The 18364-nt window shown below is 56.8% G+C and carries 17 protein-coding genes, 1 tRNA gene and 1 pseudogene; 7 read left to right on the top strand and 12 right to left on the bottom strand.

Translation table 11 applies throughout. The annotated features are described in order from the left end of the window. Positions 1-53: 53 nt before the first annotated feature. Entirely contained in the window at positions 54-1703 is a 1650-nt protein-coding gene (locus AACY19_RS20590) for a phosphoethanolamine transferase (protein ID WP_339453427.1), read from the bottom strand. Between the two features lie 374 nt (positions 1704-2077). Here AACY19_RS20590 and AACY19_RS20585 point away from each other — a divergent pair, with 374 nt between their 5' ends. Continuing rightward, entirely contained in the window at positions 2078-3271 is a 1194-nt protein-coding gene (locus tag AACY19_RS20585) for a cyanate transporter (protein ID WP_339453425.1), read from the top strand. Positions 3272-3448: 177 nt separating this feature from the next. After that, a complete protein-coding gene (locus AACY19_RS20580; protein ID WP_339453423.1) occupies positions 3449-4384 on the top strand; it encodes a LysR family transcriptional regulator in 936 nt (311 codons plus the stop codon). Positions 4385-4387: 3 nt separating this feature from the next. On the opposite strand, the gene AACY19_RS20575 is transcribed toward AACY19_RS20580, so the two are convergent. The 6 genes from AACY19_RS20575 to AACY19_RS20550 all read right to left on the bottom strand — a co-directional run bounded on the left by AACY19_RS20575 (position 4388) and on the right by AACY19_RS20550 (position 10028). After that, a complete protein-coding gene (locus AACY19_RS20575) occupies positions 4388-4753 on the bottom strand; it encodes a 5-carboxymethyl-2-hydroxymuconate Delta-isomerase (protein ID WP_339453422.1) in 366 nt (121 codons plus the stop codon). 112 nt (positions 4754-4865) lie between these two features. After that, the gene (locus tag AACY19_RS20570; protein ID WP_339453420.1) at positions 4866-5786 is read right to left on the bottom strand and encodes a LysR family transcriptional regulator; all 921 of its coding nucleotides are present in this window, start codon (positions 5784-5786) and stop codon (positions 4866-4868) included. Between the two features lie 86 nt (positions 5787-5872). Continuing rightward, complete coding sequence (locus AACY19_RS20565) at positions 5873-7969, bottom strand: DUF6311 domain-containing protein (RefSeq protein WP_339453418.1); 2097 nt, start codon at positions 7967-7969, stop codon at positions 5873-5875. Further along, positions 7966-8352, bottom strand: a complete 387-nt coding sequence (locus AACY19_RS20560; protein ID WP_339453416.1) for a GtrA family protein — start codon at positions 8350-8352, stop codon at positions 7966-7968. Before AACY19_RS20560 ends, AACY19_RS20565 begins: the two co-directional genes overlap by 4 nt. Then, positions 8349-9059, bottom strand: a complete 711-nt coding sequence (locus AACY19_RS20555; protein WP_339453414.1) for a class I SAM-dependent methyltransferase — start codon at positions 9057-9059, stop codon at positions 8349-8351. The genes AACY19_RS20560 and AACY19_RS20555 overlap by 4 nt, the downstream gene beginning before the upstream one ends. A 3-nt stretch (positions 9060-9062) precedes the next feature. Continuing rightward, complete coding sequence (locus AACY19_RS20550) at positions 9063-10028, bottom strand: glycosyltransferase family 2 protein (RefSeq protein ID WP_339453412.1); 966 nt, start codon at positions 10026-10028, stop codon at positions 9063-9065. Between the two features lie 277 nt (positions 10029-10305). On the opposite strand from AACY19_RS20550, the gene AACY19_RS20545 reads away from it, so the two are divergent. Further along, entirely contained in the window at positions 10306-10497 is a 192-nt protein-coding gene (locus tag AACY19_RS20545) for a YegP family protein (protein ID WP_339453410.1), read from the top strand. A 362-nt stretch (positions 10498-10859) separates the two neighbouring features. Here AACY19_RS20545 and AACY19_RS20540 read toward each other — a convergent pair whose 3' ends face one another. Then, entirely contained in the window at positions 10860-11879 is a 1020-nt protein-coding gene (locus tag AACY19_RS20540) for a DUF4238 domain-containing protein (protein WP_339453408.1), read from the bottom strand. 517 nt (positions 11880-12396) lie between these two features. On the opposite strand from AACY19_RS20540, the gene AACY19_RS20535 reads away from it, so the two are divergent. The 4 genes and pseudogenes from AACY19_RS20535 to AACY19_RS20520 all read left to right on the top strand — a co-directional run bounded on the left by AACY19_RS20535 (position 12397) and on the right by AACY19_RS20520 (position 15415). Next, complete coding sequence (locus AACY19_RS20535; protein ID WP_339453406.1) at positions 12397-12942, top strand: PAAR domain-containing protein; 546 nt, start codon at positions 12397-12399, stop codon at positions 12940-12942. Between the two features lie 10 nt (positions 12943-12952). Then, positions 12953-13735, top strand: coding sequence for a hypothetical protein (locus AACY19_RS20530; protein WP_339453404.1), 783 nt, complete (start codon positions 12953-12955; stop codon positions 13733-13735). Further along, complete coding sequence (locus AACY19_RS20525) at positions 13720-14082, top strand: DUF7079 family protein (protein WP_339453402.1); 363 nt, start codon at positions 13720-13722, stop codon at positions 14080-14082. Before AACY19_RS20530 ends, AACY19_RS20525 begins: the two co-directional genes overlap by 16 nt. Positions 14083-14255: 173 nt before the next feature. Then, a pseudogene (locus AACY19_RS20520) lies at positions 14256-15415 on the top strand (IS3 family transposase). 141 nt (positions 15416-15556) lie between these two features. On the opposite strand, the gene AACY19_RS20515 reads toward AACY19_RS20520, so the two are convergent. From AACY19_RS20515 to bamC, 4 genes are all read right to left on the bottom strand, one after another. Then, positions 15557-15646, bottom strand: a tRNA-Ser gene (locus AACY19_RS20515). Between the two features lie 83 nt (positions 15647-15729). Beyond that, entirely contained in the window at positions 15730-16443 is a 714-nt protein-coding gene (purC, locus tag AACY19_RS20510) for a phosphoribosylaminoimidazolesuccinocarboxamide synthase (RefSeq protein WP_339453400.1), read from the bottom strand. 28 nt (positions 16444-16471) lie between these two features. Continuing rightward, positions 16472-17233 (bottom strand): MBL fold metallo-hydrolase, encoded by a 762-nt coding sequence (locus AACY19_RS20505; RefSeq protein WP_339453398.1) that lies wholly within the window; start codon positions 17231-17233, stop codon positions 16472-16474. Between the two features lie 6 nt (positions 17234-17239). After that, positions 17240-18355, bottom strand: a complete 1116-nt coding sequence (bamC, locus tag AACY19_RS20500) for an outer membrane protein assembly factor BamC (protein WP_339453396.1) — start codon at positions 18353-18355, stop codon at positions 17240-17242. Positions 18356-18364 lie beyond the last annotated feature (9 nt).

Below are 18364 nucleotides of genomic sequence, written 5' to 3'. Positions count from 1 at the left end.
TTGGAACGGGCCTGCAGAAACTGCCGCAGACGGTTCCTACAGAGGTAGCGGCTTCATTCTTTGGCCAGTACGCCGTCGATGACGGCACCACGGCAACCGGCGAACATGTCCAGATCCGCCTCATACACCTTGCTCTTGACCTCCAGCAGACCCAGCATCGAATGGAACAGGTTGTCCTGGCTCAGCGGTTTGTCACGGCTCATTTGCAGGCAATGGGTGTCGACCGAGTAAGCCTTCTGATAGCTGTCGGAGAACCACGCCAGCATCGCCACATGTTTCTGTTGCTCAGGCGCCAGCATGTAAGGCGTGCCATGCAGGAACAGGTTGTATTCGCCCAGGGACTCGCCGTGATCCGACAGGTACAACATGGCGGTATCGACTTTGTCCTGATTGTTGCGCAGGACATCGATCAGGCTCGACAGCACATGGTCGGTATACACCAGCGTGTTGTCATAGCCATTGACGATACTTTCGCGGCTGCAGTTGTTCAGCGCATTACTTTCACACACCGGGGTGAAGTGCTCGTATGCCTTTGGATATCGCTTGAAATATTCCGGGCCGTGGCTGCCCATCTGATGCAGCACCAACACCGTGTCTTTATCCAGATGATCAATAAAACCTTGCAGGCCTTGCAGGAGGATTTCATCACGGCATTCGCTGTCGGCGCACAGTGCCGGGTCTTTCAGGTTGCTGACATCCTGCAGGGTGACCCGGTCGCAGGTGCCTTTGCAGCCGGACTGGTTATCGCGCCAGATCACGTCGATGCCGGCACGCTTGAGCACGTCGAGCAGACCTTCTTCATTCTTCGCCTTGCTGGCGTTGTAACCCTTGCGCCCCATGTTGGAAAACATGCAAGGCACCGACACGGCGGTTTCCGTGCCGCAGGAGTGCACATCGGTAAATGCGATCAACCCGGCTTCCTTTTCCAGTTGCGGCGTGGTGTCCCGGTCGTAACCGAGAATGCCGAAGTTCTCCGCCCGGGCACTTTCGCCCACCACCAGCACGGTCAGGGATTTGCGTGGCTGAAGTTTCACTTGGGGATCGCGCTCGGCATCTTCGCCGATCTTGACGAAGGGTTGCTTGGCCGAGGCGACTTGCTCAAGCAAGTAACCCGCCGACGCGCCGATGTAATTGCTCGGCACCAGCATCAAACGAATTTCATGGTGATTGCGAAACAGTGATGACAGGCCCTGATAGTTGGCCAATGCGACACCCCCAATAACCGCCACCGAAGCCACACTGACTATCACTTTACTGAACAACTCATGATGCCAGCGCCGATACTTTACAGGAACTTTCCACAACAACCAGGACGGTAAAACCCCCAGCAACAGGATATAGACAAACAACTTCAACGAGAGCAAATCACGAACTTCCGTAACATTGGTCTCGGCAAAGTTACGGAACATGCCGGCGTCAATCATCACGCCATATTGGCCCATGAAATAAGCCACGCCCGCACTGATCAGAAACAACAATGTCAGCAGCGGCTTGAGCACCGGGCGAAAGGCCAGGAATGTCAGGACCGTATTGAACGCCGCGAAGATCATCACTGCAAACGCCAACCGCATGGCAATGCCCTTGCCATCGGCGGAGGTGATCTCTAACAGGTGCTGCCAGAGTGCAAAATTGAAGCCGAACAAAAGAAAGGCACTGGCAAACAACGTCACCCATTCCGGGCGCACGGCTTTTAACTTCAACATAATGAATGGCGTTCCTGAAAGAAGAACCCGGGTTAATGATGAACGTCTCGAATGTGAAATTTTCATTAACTACGGCGTGACAAACTTTAGGCAGGAATGCATCAATTTTTTGTGAAAAAGACGCCAACGAATAGTTGGACTGATAAATAAATCGACAACTTTCGAAGTATTTGAGAATGATTCAGCCAGGGTTCAGTTGAAGACTTCTGCAGGAGCTGCCGGAAGCTGCGATTTTTTGATCTGGCTTTAACGTTCGCGGCCTGCGGTAGCACCTGAAGGTGATATTTGATTTTTCGCTAGCTGGATGGGTTTTCTGGTTTGCGGGCGGTTGACGCTCCTGCGCTAAATCGACAGCTCCGCTCAAAGGTCTGATGATGGAAACCGTCCGCACCACTTCGCGCCCCGCTGTCTGGCTGATGCTCGCAATCAGTCTGGTTGCACTCAACTTACGTCCCTCGATGGCGGCCGTCGGGCCGTTGCTCTCTGCGATTCGCGGCGACATTGCGCTGAGTTTCAGCCTCGCGTCGCTGCTGACCATGCTGCCGGTGATGGCGATGGGACTGGCGATGTTTTTCGGTATAGGTATCAGTCAGCGTCTCGGTGAACAGCGCACCGTGCTGATGTCGCTGTTGATCATTGGTCTGGCGACGGTATCGCGGCTGTTTGTCGACTCGGCCGGGCAATTGATTGCCAGCGCGGTGCTGGCAGGCGTCGGTATTGCGCTGATTCAGGCATTGATGCCGGCGCTCATCAAGTCGCGCTTTCGCGACAACGTGGCGCTGTGCATGGGTTTGTATGTCACCTCGATCATGTGCGGCGCAGCCATTGCAGCCTCGTTTGCACCGCTGGTGAAGGTGCAAACCGGCAACTGGCGCAGCGGTTTGGCGATCTGGGCGCTCCTCGCTGTGCTCGCACTGCTGTTCTGGTGGTCGCAACGCGGGCACTTGCCTGCGAGCATGGCAACCGCAACCCGGACTGAATCCTTCTTCAATAATTCCCGCGCCTGGTTACTTGCCATCTTCTTCGGATTAGGCACAGCGTCCTACACCTGCGTACTTGCGTGGCTTGCGCCGTATTACGTGGAAAAGGGCTGGAGCGAAGAACAGGCCGGTCTGCTCCTGGGTTTTCTGACCGCCATGGAGGTGATTTCCGGCCTGGTGACACCCGCCATCGCCAACCGCAGCCGTGATCGGCGTGTGGTGTTGATGAGCCTGCTCGGGCTGATCATCATTGGATTCTGCGGATTGATCATCAGCCCGCAGCACTTGAGCCTGCTGTGGCCATGCCTGCTGGGCCTGGGCATCGGCGGGCTGTTTCCGATGAGCCTGATCGTCTCGCTCGATCACCTTGAGGCGCCGCAACGAGCGGGAGGCCTGACGGCTTTTGTACAAGGCATTGGTTATCTGATTGCAGGTCTGTCGCCACTGGGGGCCGGATTGATCCGCGATCAACTGGGCAGTTTCGAGTGGGCGTGGTGGTCACTGACGGCGGTGATGGTGATCATGTTGCTGATGGTCACGCGCTTCGATCCCGTGCATTACGCACGACACTTTGCCCAGCCAGGCTAAAGGCATCTGGCCACCTTTCAACGCATTTGATTAACGCCGTCGTGTTGCTAAAACTTTCTGTCCCACAACTGTCCGTGAAATGTCCTACAAAGCTTTGTCCTGGCACCATCGTTCCGTTAGGATCGTTCGCACACGTTTGCGCGGATTCAGCGCAAGGAGCACAGCGAGACAGAACGGATGCTGAACAGTAACTTGCTAAGAAAGCTCGACATGCAGGACCTCATGGTGTTTATCGCCGTGTATGAGCAAAGCAGCGTCACCGATGTGTCGGAAACATTGTTCGTCAGCCAGTCCACTGTCAGTTATTGCCTGAAGAAACTGCGCACCAGTTTCGAGGATGAGTTGTTCATCAACACCCGCACCGGCATGCGCCCGACCTACAAGGCCTGCAACATGTACGGCCATGTGCAGAAGATTCTCGAAAACATCAATCTGTGCCACGCCGGCGCACCGGCGTTCGACCCGACCCAGCAAGCGGTCACGTTCAATATCTGCGCCCCGGAATACTTCGAGCAACTGCTTCTGCCACGTCTGTTGAAGCGCTTCGACTTCGATGACTTGCCGGTGATGGTCAACATGCGCAAGTTCGAAACCGATGTACCGGCTGAAGAACTGCGCGACGGCAGCCTCGACCTGGTGATCAGCTTCGGCCCCGACTTCCATCGTCATCACGCCGACCTGAAATCAAAAATGCTGCTGGAAGACGATCTGGTCTGCGTCTTTGACAAGCGCGCCACGCCGCTGGAACCGCGATTGAGCTTGCAGGCCTTCACCGAGCGTCGCCATGTGTTCCCGACCCCGTGGACCTCCACCACCAACATGGTCGACGGCTGGCTGGCGCGGCAAGCGCAGAAGCGCCAGATCGTCGCCCGCTCGAACAGCTACAGCGCGGCACTTAAAATGATCACCGGCACGGACTTCATCCTTACCCTGCCTCGGCGGATTCAGCGCTTGCTGACCAATGAGGCGGTGTTCAATCACTGTGAGGCGCCAAACGGCTTGCCGGGGTTTACCCTTGACATGCAATGGAGCCAGCACGCTGACCAGGACAGCGCCAACGTCTGGCTGCGCGAGCAAGTCATCAAAGTCTGTAGTGAGCTGGAAGCTGGCTGAGTCCTACACGCCGATGGCGGTTTTACTGTAGGACTCGCGATCTATGTCGAGCAGCTCGACACACAGTTGCACTTCGACACCCGCCGGCCATTCACACAACTCCTGCAGCACTGCCAGCAGACTCTGCGACAGTTGCTTCTTGACCTCCGGGGAGCGGCCGCTGAGCAGCGCCAGCTTCACATGTACGAACGCCCGCTCCGCCATGGCGGTGCCGACCTTGAACGTTTCGACCTTCACCGCACGGCTCTTGATATCGAACTCGGCGGCGAACTGACCGGACCCCACCAAGGTGTTGTTGAGCCGAATCAACGCCACGTCGGCGTTCAGTTGCGGCAGGTTGGCGGTGTATTCCATGTGCAGGTGTGGCATCGGGAGGCTCCAGTCGGTCGGCGGAAAGGTCGTACATATAACACAGCGCCATCCTGCTCTCCTGCGCCTTTTCCGACGCCACCGGCATCCCCCGGCTTGACGCCGCGATTGTTCAGTCGGATGTGGTCGGGCGTTCGCTCATGAATTGCTCCAGCCTGGATCGCAACCAGCGCTCCGCCGGGTCGTTGTCGACGTGGCTGAGCCAGACCATCGACAGGTCCAGCGTCGGCGTCTTGAAGGGAAACGGCTCCTTGAACAACAGGCCCGAGGCGGCCATTGCTTCGGCGGTGTAGTCCGGCAGGCTGGCGATCAGATCGGTTCCGGCCAAAAGCGCCGGCAGCGCGCTGTACTGCGGCACCGAGAGCACCACTTGGCGGGTGCGGCCGAGCTCCGCCAGCCACTCATCCGCGAAGCCACTGACATTCGCCGTGTGGGACACCAGCACATGCGGACGGGCGCAATATTCATCAAGGGTCAACGGGGTGTCCGAAACGTCGGCGCGCAGGATGCTCGGCTGAATATGGCGCAGCAATTTGCGCTTGGCATTGGCCGGCAGGCCACGGGTCTGGCTGATGCCGACCGTGATGTCGCCGGACGCCAGCAGATCGGGAATCCGCCAGTAATCGACATGCTGCACCACGAACACCACGGTGGGTGCCTCTTGGCGCAGCGCCCGCAACAGTGGCGGCAGCAGACCGAACTCAACGTCGTCGGACAAGCCGATACGGAAGGTCATGGTGCTGACGGCCGGGTCGAACTCCCGGGTCAGGCTCAGTGCCATCGACAACGAATCCAGCGCGGGCTGCAGATGGCGGAAGATTTCTTCGGCGCGGGCAGTCGGTTCCATGCGATGACCGACGCGAATAAACAGCGGATCATTGAGCATCGTCCGCAGACGATTGAGCGCCGAACTGATGGTCGGTTGACCGAGAAACAGTTTCTCCGCCGCCCGGGTCACGTTGCGTTCGAGCATCAAGGTCTCGAACACCACCATCAGGTTGATGTCAGCCTTGCGCAGTTCATTTCGGTTCATCCATTGCCCCCGCTCCCCGGAATACGGGCAGTGTAGAAAGGCCTTGGGCCCGGCGTCCATCAACCTTTGGGTGTACGACTGCGCATTCATTGCACGGTCAGTGTTTTCAACCCCAGTCCCATCACGCGCGGATCATCGTTCAGGCCCAATTGCTGTGCGCTCACCGCATCGGGAAGATGCAGTTGAAGCGTCAGCGAGCCGTCACCGCCCAAGGTCTCCCGTGCAGCAGCAGTGATCGGGATGTGCAACTGATTGCCCTGAACCTGAGTCAGGCGAGTCGACAACACCTGAATTCCATTGATACTGACGATGACTCGCTGATTCAGGTTTGGCGGCATCACGAACGCCAATGCATCCATCACGATCAGACGCGCCTCAGGGGCGACACGCAGGGCGATTTCAGCGTCCTTGCCCTCACTCCAGGTTCCCCAGGGTTCCGGCGTCGACCAGCCCTTGAGCAATTGCCGGGTCTTGCGATTGAAGGTCTGCACCAGCCCTGGCCGACTCAAGGGTACGACGGACATTGCGCGCCCCTGATCAGCCATGGCCGGGCATTGCCCGCAGCGCTTCCAGCCCGGCGCCAGTACGACGAAGTCGTCGACCCGAGTCAGCAGGTCCGTGTCGCTGTGGACGCTTTTGATCGCCAGATCCATTGCATCCTCATCGAGGATGTAGAGGGAATCGCTCGCGTATTCTCCGCTCGCCAGTCGGCGCAGTGCTTCGCGCTGCGCTGTGTCCTGCGCTTTGGGACTGACCCGGCCCATGTACACCGCATCGGTTTTCAGCCCGTGGGTGGCGGCAAAATCGGCGATGACCTGCCACTGATCCGATTGATTTTTCGGCATCAACGCACGGATGTTCTTGTAGTGACTGGCGGCACTCTCCCAGAAAGGATCGCGCATGGGACTGTCCCAGGCCGACGTTTCAGGGATCATTTTCGCCGCCCTCAAACCGGCCCAGGCGATGCGGGTGTCGACGACTTGCGCCACCAGCGCCAACGCCAGCAAAACCACGGCGACTGGTGCTCGATAACCGCGCACCACAAGATAAATGACCAACACAAATAACGCGTAGAACACCGGCCAGAACAGACGTCCCGAGGCGCGAAAAATACTTGCCAGCCCCTCAATGAACCTGGGCAGTGGATAACTGAAACTGTGCGTACCCCAGCCGATATGGTTCGACAAGGCAAACAGCGTCAGCCCGAACATCGCCAGCAATAGCCACGGGCGTCTGGTCAGCAGTGCTTTCAAGGAAATGTCACGCTGGAACAAAGCGATGCCGGCCACGGGCAACAGCAACAGGCCGCCAAGGCCCAGATAGTTGAAGCCCTCGTAATCACCGCCGTCCATTTTGATGTCCGGCAATACGAACGACCAGCCATCGGGATCGAACAATGCCAGCAGGTTCATCCGATACCAGCCGAATCCGCCCCCGCCGGCACCGTCGACAATGCTGAAATAGCCCGCCTGCCAACAACACACGCTGACCAACGCGAACAGACTGGCAAACTCGAACCCGCCCTGACGACGGGTCAACTTGCCAAGGCTCACCTTACCCAGCAGATCGGCCACCCAGAGCAACGCGACCATGATCAACAGATACGCGTGAACCAGGGCCGTGACCGCCAGCAAGGCGCCCCACGCCCAGCGTCGCCGCTGAATCGCTGGATGCAGCGCCAGATACAGCGCAGCCAGAATCAGGAAATGACCGGCCAGCGACAAGTGCCCGCCGGTGCGAACCAACAGCGGTGGCGAAAACACCAACAGCCCCGCGCCCAACAGGCGCAGCACGGGGTTGTCGGTGATCAGCCCCAAGAGTTTCCAGGCGAACCAGGCCTGCAGAACGAAGCAGGCCAACAACCACAAGCCTAAATACTGAAAGGTCTCGGGCAGTAACCCGCTAAAGGGCTTGAACAACAGCGCCGGCAGCGGATTGGAGTCGGAGAAAATGATCGCACTGCCCAACTCCAGACCGTAGGACGGGTTGAGCCCGAGCGGAAAGGTCCACGGCGAATGGCGGAAATATGCCCAGCCCAGATAGTGCGTGGCAGGATCGCCATCCTTCAGCCAGGCGATGTTTTGCGGGTCCAGCGCGCGCGGTCCGATCACCAGGAAAAACGCCAGCGCACCGAGCAGCAACGGCAGCAGCGCGAGAGCCGGATGCTTGTTCACGTCCCTCATCGATACGTCCAGAAATTATGCAACACAAAGGTGAATGCCGGGATCGTCAGCGCCACCGCAACGATACCCAGCAAATAGTGAAGCCCGGCGATCTGCGCCACCCAAGCGACCAACACCGCCAACAGAAACCCGCCGGCGGAGACCAGCAGAAAACGCAACAAGGTTCGGCCATGCAAGCGGGCGGAAAAGCTCCAGGTGGTGTTGATCACATAGGAAACCACCGTCGCCACGGCAAATGCCACACCATTGGCAAGGGGCGGTTGTGCGGCAATGAAATTGATGAACAGCACCGCCACCAGCGCGTGCAACGCCGTGACAAACAGACCGGTCACGGCAAACCGCAGGCCACGCTGGATCAACGCCGACTTTTCGGCCGAGGTCACGGCTTTTGCGCCAACACAAAGACACTGAGACCCGCGAGGCGGTTGCAGGCCATCAGCGGCAGTTCGAGGCTGCACAGCGTGTTGAGCACGCTGTTCACCAGCGGATGATGACGTTTGAGCTGCGAGCGCGGCACCGAGGCCTGCGGCCCTTGCGGCAATAGCCGCAACAGCGCCGCAATCGGGAACACCGCGCCGAAATAGTAGGCGCCGCGCTGCACGGTCAGCCCGGCATCGCGCGCCAGGGTTTCGAATTGCGCCAGAGTGTAACGGCGCTTGTGCTCAAGGAAGTCATCGTGCCCGCTCCAGAGAAACTGGAACGCCGGCACCGTCATCAGAAAGCGGCTGCCGGACGGCACTTTGTCGACGTACATCCTCAGCAGGCCAAGGTCGTCATCGACATGCTCCAGCACGTCCATCAGCAGCACCAGATCGGCGTCGAGGTTGTCGATCCCGCGGCGGTAATGCACCGGCTTGCCGGCAGTCGTCGCACTGGAGTCGGCGGGGTAACTGATGTCGACACACCACGCTTCCCGCGCATCGGTATGGGTCAGCAGGTGATGGGAGAAAAACCCGGAACCGGCGCCCACATCGAGAATTCGCCCGATCGGCGCAGCGCCCAGCAAGCGCCGGGTCGCGGCGGCTTTCGAACGGTAATACCAATGCTCGCCGATGGTGTCGCCGAGGATGTCGGTTTCCTTGAGGTCCATGTTTCAATCCTTGGAGTCGTAGACACGACGCACCAGAAAAACCGGCCGGCGTTTGGATTCGATATAAGTGCGACCCAGGTACTCGCCGAGCACGCCGATGCCAATCAACTGCAAGCCCCCAAGGAAGGTCACGGCCACCATCAGGGAGGCATAACCGGGCATGTCGACGCCGTGAATCAACGTGCGCAAGACAATGAAAATGGCGAACGCAAACGAAACCAGCGACACCAGCGCACCCACGTAAGTCCAGACCCGCAACGGTTCGGTGCTGAAACTGGTGATGCCTTCCAAAGCAAAATTCCACAGCCGCCAGCCATTGAATTTGCTCTGCCCCGCCACGCGTTCGGGACGCTCGTAATCAACGTGCGTGGTGCGGAAGCCGACCCAGGCAAACAAGCCCTTCATGAAGCGCCGGGACTCGGGCAGGGTCAGCAAGGCATCGACCACGCAACGGTCCATCAGGCGAAAATCACCGACGTTCTCGGGCAATGGCTGTTCGGCAATCTTGTTGTGCAGACGATAGAACCAGTGCGCCGACGTCTGCTTGGCCCATGTGTCGCTGCGGCGGCTGACGCGGTGACCCAGCACCACTTCAAAGCCTTCACGCCAGCGCTCGATCATGAGCAGAATGATTTCCGGCGGGTCCTGCAGATCGGCATCAATGGGCACCACGACCTGCCCGGTCGCGATCTGCAGACCGGCAGACAATGCCGCTTCCTTGCCGAAGTTGCGACTCAGGTCGACGATACGCAGGCGCGAGTCCTGCTGCTGGCATTCCAGCAGGCGCTCGAGCGTGGCGTCGGTACTACCGTCGTTGACGAAGACCATCTCAAGATCAATCAACGGCTGCTGTTGAAAGACTTCATTGATGCGCTGCAAAAACGTATCGAGGCTGTCCTCTTCGTTAAAAACGGGGACAACCAGTGATAACGTCACGTGCCCGGCCTGCTGCGTTCCATGCTTGGTCAAGGGAGTGCTCTTTTTATAGTGTTTGTCGGTCGTCGAACGATTGTCGACACCATGAGCCGTCCCGTATTAAGCAGTAGCGATGACGCTGTTGCAAGGGTCAGACGGCGTCATATTGGCCAATCCAGCGGTCGATCCATACGCTCTAGCCCGCATGCTTCGGAAACATTCGCGAACGATTGGAAACAAATGTCCGATAGCCAAAAAACCCGCCTGAGCTAGGCTTGCGTCGATGCGCCACACAGGCTGTCGCAATAATAAATCGCATGGAGCGAACTGAATGTATTTCGAGATTTACAGACAATCCAAAGGCACCCCGAGTACCGGCAAAGGGCAATGGCGCTGGAGGCTGAGGGCGGGCAATCACGAGACCATCGCCAGTGGCGAGTCCTATGTGAACAAGGCGGATTGTCTGCACGTGATCGGGTTGATCAAGGCTGTGCAGGGGGAGACGCCGGTCAGGGAAATTTAAATGCCTGAACACTGCGCGGCGCCGCATCCTCGATACCCTGAACAATTCGCCGTTGTGCGGACTTGTTGTGGATGGGGGGTGTAGATCCCGCTGAAATGAAACTGCCCTACAGGTGTCCTGCCTGTAGGGCCTTGCCATTTACCTTCCGCGCAAAAACGAAAAAGCCCCGTAGATTTTCATCTACGGGGCTTTTTCTATGTAATGGCGGAGAGATAGGGATTCGAACACCTTCGCCTATCACCATAGACCGCTCCAGCCCACCAGATACGCGTTTTTCGCTAATCGCGTATGGCCTATCGCGGCCCTGATTCTGCCCTGATTTTTGCCCTAAACGGATTCCGCTCCAGCGTAGGTTCCTCAAGCTAACGCAGAAGCTCAGCCTCAGCTTGGCACTGTTCATCCCGCCAATTTCCCCATTCATCTTGCTCACGTTTGAACGTTTCTGAACAAACCGTTCGAGGCCGAATAAGATGGATATCGCTCTGGTCTCGAGAAAAAACGTAGCGATCAGCGTGCTCAATTATGATCTTCCGCATTAGTTGAGCATTCTCTTCGTCAAGCATCTTTCCTCGATACCAAGGGCGCTTGCCGATGCACGTATAGAGAAGGTGTTTCGGACTCAGCGGAAGAAGTATCTCCCCGTTTTCAACTCCCCAGCCGCCCCCAAAGTTATAGTTTCGAGCATCATGGAAATTGAGACGAATCAGTGGGTTATCCGAGGTTGGCCATGATATGCCCTGTGGTGCATGGAGTATCGTCCACCGATGCCTCGGCAGACGACCTAAAGTCTTGGTCAGTAGATGCCTTATGTTCCATAGCCATAACCGCCTGCCTATGATGACTTCTGCATTGAGCAACCCACTGCCGTCCAACTCCTTTTCGATTGAAACTTTCATTGGAAAGCCGTCGGTATAAATTTTAGATTCTGGAAGCGCCCCCCTGCCTCGGACAGCCCTTTCCATCATATGAACAGAACGCTCAACGGAATCTTCCAGCATTGATGGCAGTATCTCGCGTTGCCGTCCGAGAAACTCTCTAAGCCGCGCAGGCGTTCGCACATCCTGAGCAGCAGCGAAACGCACTAACTTCTTCCAGTGCTCTGGCGAAAGACTTCGCTCATTGACGACACGCTCTATAGCTTCCTGCGCTGGGTTTTCAAACTCTTGATCAAGCCACTTTTCAAATTCGTCAGTCTCTTCCTGCCCAGCCAGGTAGGTATAGAGATGTTGGTGAAATGCAATACCTTTGAGAGATTGCTCTTTCCACAATGGATATTTTTCGTTGGGAACTAGTAATCGGTAGGTGGGGATAAAACCGTCATGTGACCACTGCTTCAAATAGAGCTTCGGTACATAGTGGTTGTCCCTACGCAGATTCGCCATCAGTAGTTCCTACTTGTGCAGTGCTTCAGACTGTTCGGAAGTAATCTTGGCTGTTACATAGCATGGCCGGAATTATGATACAACACGGACAGACGAGCTATTAACGGCCTGCGATGGTTACACCGTACTCGAAATTAACAACCTGCAGCTTCCCAAGCTGATAACGAGGGTTCGATTCCCTTCACACGCTCCACTGTTTTCAAGGCTTCCAGCCTGCCTCACAAATCCAAGGTGTCTGTTGAGGTGTCTGTTTCCAGTTTTCACCGCTTGCTTGCCAAAACAGACACCAACACTAAGTAAAGCGCCGAAGTCAGTTCTGCCCCATCGGCACACCTTCAGCCAATGCTCCGCTCTTGCACTCCACCTTCCCCTCTAATCAAGCTTGGCAATAGCACCTGGGCCCCATCAATTCCCATCGCACGTCCTAGACATCACTTTGCGAACATTTTCGCGAACCATTTCTCAAAGCAGGTCTGATACAGTTATTCCCGTTAAATTCTTTGACAGGGAGTCAATCATGGCAAAGCCAGCTGCACGCATCACCGACCCAACCAGTTGCCCCATACCCGGGCACGGTCCCAAAGCTATCGCGTCCGGCTCTCCTGATGTGTTCTTCGACGGTCTTGCAGCCGCCCGCAAAGATGACACGTGTACCTGCGGCAGCGCGCTAGCCTCGGAAGTGTCCGGCACCGTGTTTATCAACGGAAAAAACGCTGCACTAGTCGGCACTGTCGGCACCCATGGCGATGTCGTGATAGGCGGTTCGGGCACAGTCATCATCGGCAGCGCGCATACCCCCACCCACTTTATTCCTCCCACGCCCATGGTCATCCACGGAAACTGGATCGGCTTTAAAATTCCTGCGGAAGAAAGCTATGAAGGATTTTCCTGCACAGCTCACTTTGACGACGGCTCCTCCATGCCCGGCGTCTTCGACGCGAACAACTCAGTCAAATTCTCCAACCCCACCGGAAAGACATGCCATACCTTGGCATTTGCCCAAGACGAGAGCACCTGCACAGTCGCAGGTATCGACGGACTACTGAACGATATTTTGGGATAAGGATATTCTCGTGAGCGAACCGAACTTGGTAACCGGAAGTTATGTTGTCAAAAGCGAACATACGCTCGAGCAGTCTCCGCTTGAGATGGCGGTTGCAGGTATGGAGGGGGCGGCGAGTCGATTTTCCATCGATGCCATCAAGGACGAACGCGTCCGTGCAAGCTACGAGGGCAATATTCGACGAATGTCACAGCAGATATTCGCTGACGTGAAAGCCGGCAATATCAGCGTCGAGGAAGCGACAAAGTTCAGCAACGAGATGCGCAACAAAATCATGTACGAACACCGCAAGCTGACCTCTGCACAGGGCTTGGCCATCGTGCAAAAAAAGAAAAAGACTGGAAAAACATACAGCGAAATCCTCGACGGAAAGTCTCAAACCCAATTCAACAAAAATTACGAACAACTTTCTAAGGCCCAACAGAAAGAAGTCTTGTACAAAGCACTAGAGCGGTCTGGCAGTGCCAATGCCAAGTTCTCTGCTGGAACCAAAATCATGTCTGTTATGGGCAAGGTTGGCATCATCATGACAGCGGTGCTTGCCACATACCAAATACTGAACGCAGACGACAAGGCCAAGGAAACGGCCCGTCAAGCCACCATCCTCGGTGGTGGTGCGGCGGGCGGATTTCTGGCGGGGTTGGGCATATCCGCTCTTTGTGGTCCTGGAGCTCCGGCCTGTGCCATAGCCGTTGTTCTCATTGGAAGCATCGCCGGCGGCATTGCTGGCGGGGTCGCGGCTGATACGTTCGACGCAGAGTTAGAGGAGCTGGCACATTGGGACATATTCTGACTCCTGCGGAACGAGCAAGTATCCAGATCGCACTGGCAGAAGCCTTCGTAGACAGCGCTGTCGACTATGCCTCTATCGCAGAACGAATCCAGGGCTACGACCCAAAGGTCGTTGAAGACATCTTGTATTCAGAGGTAGCTCCCGTGTGTTTCACCAATTTAGAAGCGCCCGTCCCTCCTGTTTGGAGTGGGTTTCAGGATGAATGGTTACTAGAAGAAATAGCCAAAGAACTTAAAGCGCGAGAAAACAGCTGGCTACGACGTAGCTTCGACCGGTTAAAAATTACTTGGCTGCGCTTCAGCTATGGTTACATCTGGAAGGAGCTTTTGAAGTTTCATCACGCCTAGTAATTAGGGCTTCCATACGAATCCCCTCAACCGGCTCAGTGATCCGCAGATAGGGATTCGCCCCCCTTCTGCCGCCCCCAGGTCGCTTCTGGCCATGGAATACGGACACTGTAGTGGTCTAATGAAACCGGACACCCATTTAGGCGAGAATGCTCGCCAGATCGAGGTGTCAGATGACCAAACAACGCCGCTCCTTTACTGCTGAATTCAAACGCGAGGCTGCCGACCTCGTGCTCAAGCAAAACTACAGCTACATCGAAGCCAGCCGCTCACTCGGCATTGGTGAGTCAGCGCTGCGCCGCTGGGTTGACCAGGTTCAGAAAGAGCACCAAGGCGTTACTCCGCAGAGCACGGCGCTGACCCCGGAGCAGCAGAAAATTCAGGAACTGGAAGCTTGGGTCGCCCGGCTTGAGCGAGAAAAATCCATACTAAAAAAGGCTACCGCACTCTTGATGTCGGAAGATCACGAGCGTTTGCGCTGATTGATCAGTTGAGTGCCCATGAGCCGGTTGATTGGCTGTGCAAGGTGTTTGAAGTCACCCGCTCGTGTTTCTACGCCCAGCGTCTCAGACGCCGGACTCCTGATGTTGAGCGGCTTCGGCTGCGCAGTCGGGTCAATGAACTGTTCACGCAAAGTCGCAGTTCTGCGGGCAGCCGCAGCATCTTGTCGATGATGCGTGAAGACGGTGAGCAACTGGGCCGGTTCAAGGTACGTAGCTTAATGCGCGAACTTGAGCTTGTGAGCAAACAGCCTGGCTCTCATGCGTACAAACGAGCAACAGTCTAACGACTGGATATCCCGAATACGTTAAATCGGGAGTTCGATGTTCCTGCGCCCAACCAGGTCTGGTGCGGCGACATCACTTACATCTGGGCTCAAGGTAAATGGCATTACCTGGCTGTCGTGCAGGATCTTTGCGCGCGCCGGATAGTGGGCTGGGCACTGTCGGAAAAACCGGACGCTGAACTCGTGATCAAGGCCCTAGATATGGCCTACGAGCTGCGTGGCAGGCCTTCGGGCCTGCTATTCCACTCGGATCAAGGGTCGCAATATGCAAGCCGTTTATTTCGCCAACGGTTGTGGCGATACCGGATACGCCAGAGTATGAGTCGCCGGGGAAATTGCTGGGACGCACCGATGGAGCGAGTGTTCCGGAGTTTGAAAACTGAATGGATACCGACCTTAGGCTACAGAACTGCGCAGGAAGCACAGCGCGACATCAGCCATTTTTTGATGCATCGGTATAACTGGATTCGGCCTCACCAATTCAATGGTGGGCTGGCGCCAGCTCGGGCCGAGGAAAAACTTAACGTCGTGTCCGGGATTAGTTGACCACTACACCCCGAATCCGTGCTGGAGAAAATAACTCAGCACTTAGGGCAGCCAGCGGGCAGATTGAGTAGTACAAACGAGTAGTACAACCCAAAAAGAAAAACCCCCGTAACTCATTGAATTACAGGGGTTTTCTGAATATGGCGGAGAGATAGGGATTCGAACCCTAGGTACCGGTGAAGGTACAACGGATTTCGAATCCGTCCCATTCGGCCACTCTGGCATCTCTCCAACGGCGCGCATCATAACAACACTTTTACCGAAAGCAAACCCTCTTTCGAAATTTTGTTCGTGCTATCAGATGCTTGCGTCGATTAAAGCGGTACGCCCAGACGATTGGCGACTTCTTCGTAGGCTTCGATGACGTCACCGAGGCCCTGACGGAAGCGGTCTTTGTCCATCTTCTTCTTGGTGTCCTTGTCCCACAGACGGCAGCCGTCCGGGCTGAACTCGTCACCGAGGACGATGGAGCCGTCGCTGAACACGCCGAATTCCAGCTTGAAGTCGACCAGCAGCAGACCGGCGTCGTCGAACAGCTTGCTCAGCACTTCATTGACCTTGAGCGACAGTTCTTTCATGCGAACCAGTTGCTCGGCGGTGCCCCAGCCGAATGCCACGACGTGGGATTCGTTGATGAACGGGTCGCCCTTGGCGTCGTCCTTCAGGAACAGTTCGAAGGTGTAAGGATTGAGCTTCAGGCCTTCTTCGACACCCAGACGCTTGACCAGGCTGCCGGCGGCGTAGTTACGCACGACGCACTCGACCGGGATCATGTCGAGTTTCTTCACCAGGCATTCGTTGTCGCCCAGCAGTTTGTCGAATTGGGTCGGTACGCCGGCCGCTTCGAGTTTCTGCATGATGAAGGCATTGAACTTGTTGTTCACCATGCCTTTGCGGTCGAGCTGCTCGATGCGCTTGCCGTCGAACGCCGAGGTGTCGTTGCGAAACAGCAGGATCAAGCGGTCAGCGTCGTCGGTCTTGTAAACCGATTTGGCTTTGCCGCGGTAGAGTTCTTCACGTTTTTCCATGATGGGCTCCGCTTGCTAAGTAGGTGGGCTAGGCGATATGGCGCCAGTCGAGCCCTGAATCTTGATCGGCCAGTTGCAGCCAGTCCGGGTCGCACCCGAGGGTGTCGACAAAACATTGCCGGGCCAGCTGCGGCATGTTGTTCTTGCTGCTCAGATGGGCCAGGACCAGGTGTTGCAAGCCCTGCCACCCCAACTCGGACACCAGGAATGCCGCCTGATGGTTGTTCAAATGTCCCAGCTCGCCGCCCACCCGCTGCTTGAGAAAGTACGGGTAATGCCCACGAGCCAGCATGTCGCGGCAATGGTTGGACTCGATCATTAACGCATCGAGGTCCCGATAGCCATCCAGCACCCGCTCGCAGTAGGAACCCAGGTCGGTCAGCAGGCCGAAGCGCCGCTGCTCTTGATCACTGAAGACGTACTGGGTCGGTTCATGCGCATCGTGGGCCACGGCAATGACCCCGATGTTCAGTGCTCCGATCTGCAGTTGCTCGCCACCGGCCAGAAAGCCTGCGGGTTCAATCGGTTTGCGCATCCCGCGCAATGTGCCGCGACTGAGGTAGACCGGTAGATTGTAGCGCCGAGACAGCAAACCCACGCCATGCACATGGTCGGCATGTTCGTGGGTTACGAGTATCGCGCTCAGTTGCGCCGGATTCACACCCAGGCGCAACAGGCGTTTTTCGGTTTCCCGCAGGGAAAAACCACAATCTACCAGCACATACGTATCAGCACTGGCGATCAGCGTGCCGTTCCCTTGGCTACCGCTGCCGAGAACGGCAAAACGCATGGTTGATCAGCCCAGGTTGTCCTGAATCACGCTCAACACTTTACGCGCCACTTCAGCCGGTGCGACGGTGTTGATGTTTTTCTCGACGGTCACCTGAATGTTCTCGCCAACCTTGCTCAGGCGAACCTGATAACGCTCGGCGCGGGCTTCAACTTCTTCCTTGCTCGGCGCGCTGCCGAACAGGCTGCTGAAGAACCCAGGCTTGTCGTCTTTCTTCTCGGCTTTTTCGGCCAGGTTGATGTAGTACAGGCCCAGACTGCGGTTGATGTCCTCAACGCGCCATTCGCCTTGTTCCAGTGCACGACCAACGCTCGACCAGGCACGGTCCAGGTCAGTGCCGACGTTCAATACCGGGTTACCGCTGCCGTCTTCGCTGAGGCTGACGCGGCTCGGGGTATCGAAATCACGCGAAGCCAGCATTGATACCGAACCGCCCTTCTCGGAGATACGGCTCATGCTCGCAAGCATGTCGTCGACCAGGGCGGCATCCAGACCGGTATTGACCGAACGGTTGGTGAAATCGACGTCGGCGGTGCTGCCGGCAGGACGCTCGGCGCTGACCACGTAGATTTCACTGGTGTTGCGCTGCACGCCCGGCTCGATCCGCACACGCACGCGGGTTTCGCTGTCGCTGGCGACGCCGGCCGCGCTCAGGCGCTTGGCCATGGACGCCGACAACTCATCGGAATGCTGCCAGGTGGTGGTGAACTCACCGGTTTGCGGACGTTGTTCATCCAGACGGAAACCGTTGTCCTGGAAGAACTGCACCGCCACTGGCCAGACTTCGGCCGGTGGATGCTGTGCCATGACCCAACGCGAATCGCCGCTTTTCTGCAGCGAATAATCGGTGGCATCGGCGATGGCCGACAACGGCTGAGGACGCGGAACCACGTACTCGCCCGTTGCAGTGTCATCAGCCACGTTGCGCGGGATCGGCAACAACGGGTCCAGACGCTTGGAGGTGCTGACATCCGGTGGCAATTGCATCGGTGCAGTCTGTTGCGCTTGCAGGTAATCGCTACCACGGTCGCGGAAATAACCTTCCGGCCCCCAGACCCATCCGCAGCCGCTGGTGCTGGAGATAATCAAGGCAAGTGCGGAAAGTCCGGCCATTCGCTTCATGCGTTGTAC

Source organism: Pseudomonas sp. EA_5y_Pfl2_R50 (assembly GCF_963970475.1).
Lineage (GTDB): Bacteria > Pseudomonadota > Gammaproteobacteria > Pseudomonadales > Pseudomonadaceae > Aquipseudomonas.
The sequence above is the reverse complement of the archived record's forward strand: the minus strand, read 5'-3'. Positions and strand labels throughout refer to the sequence as shown.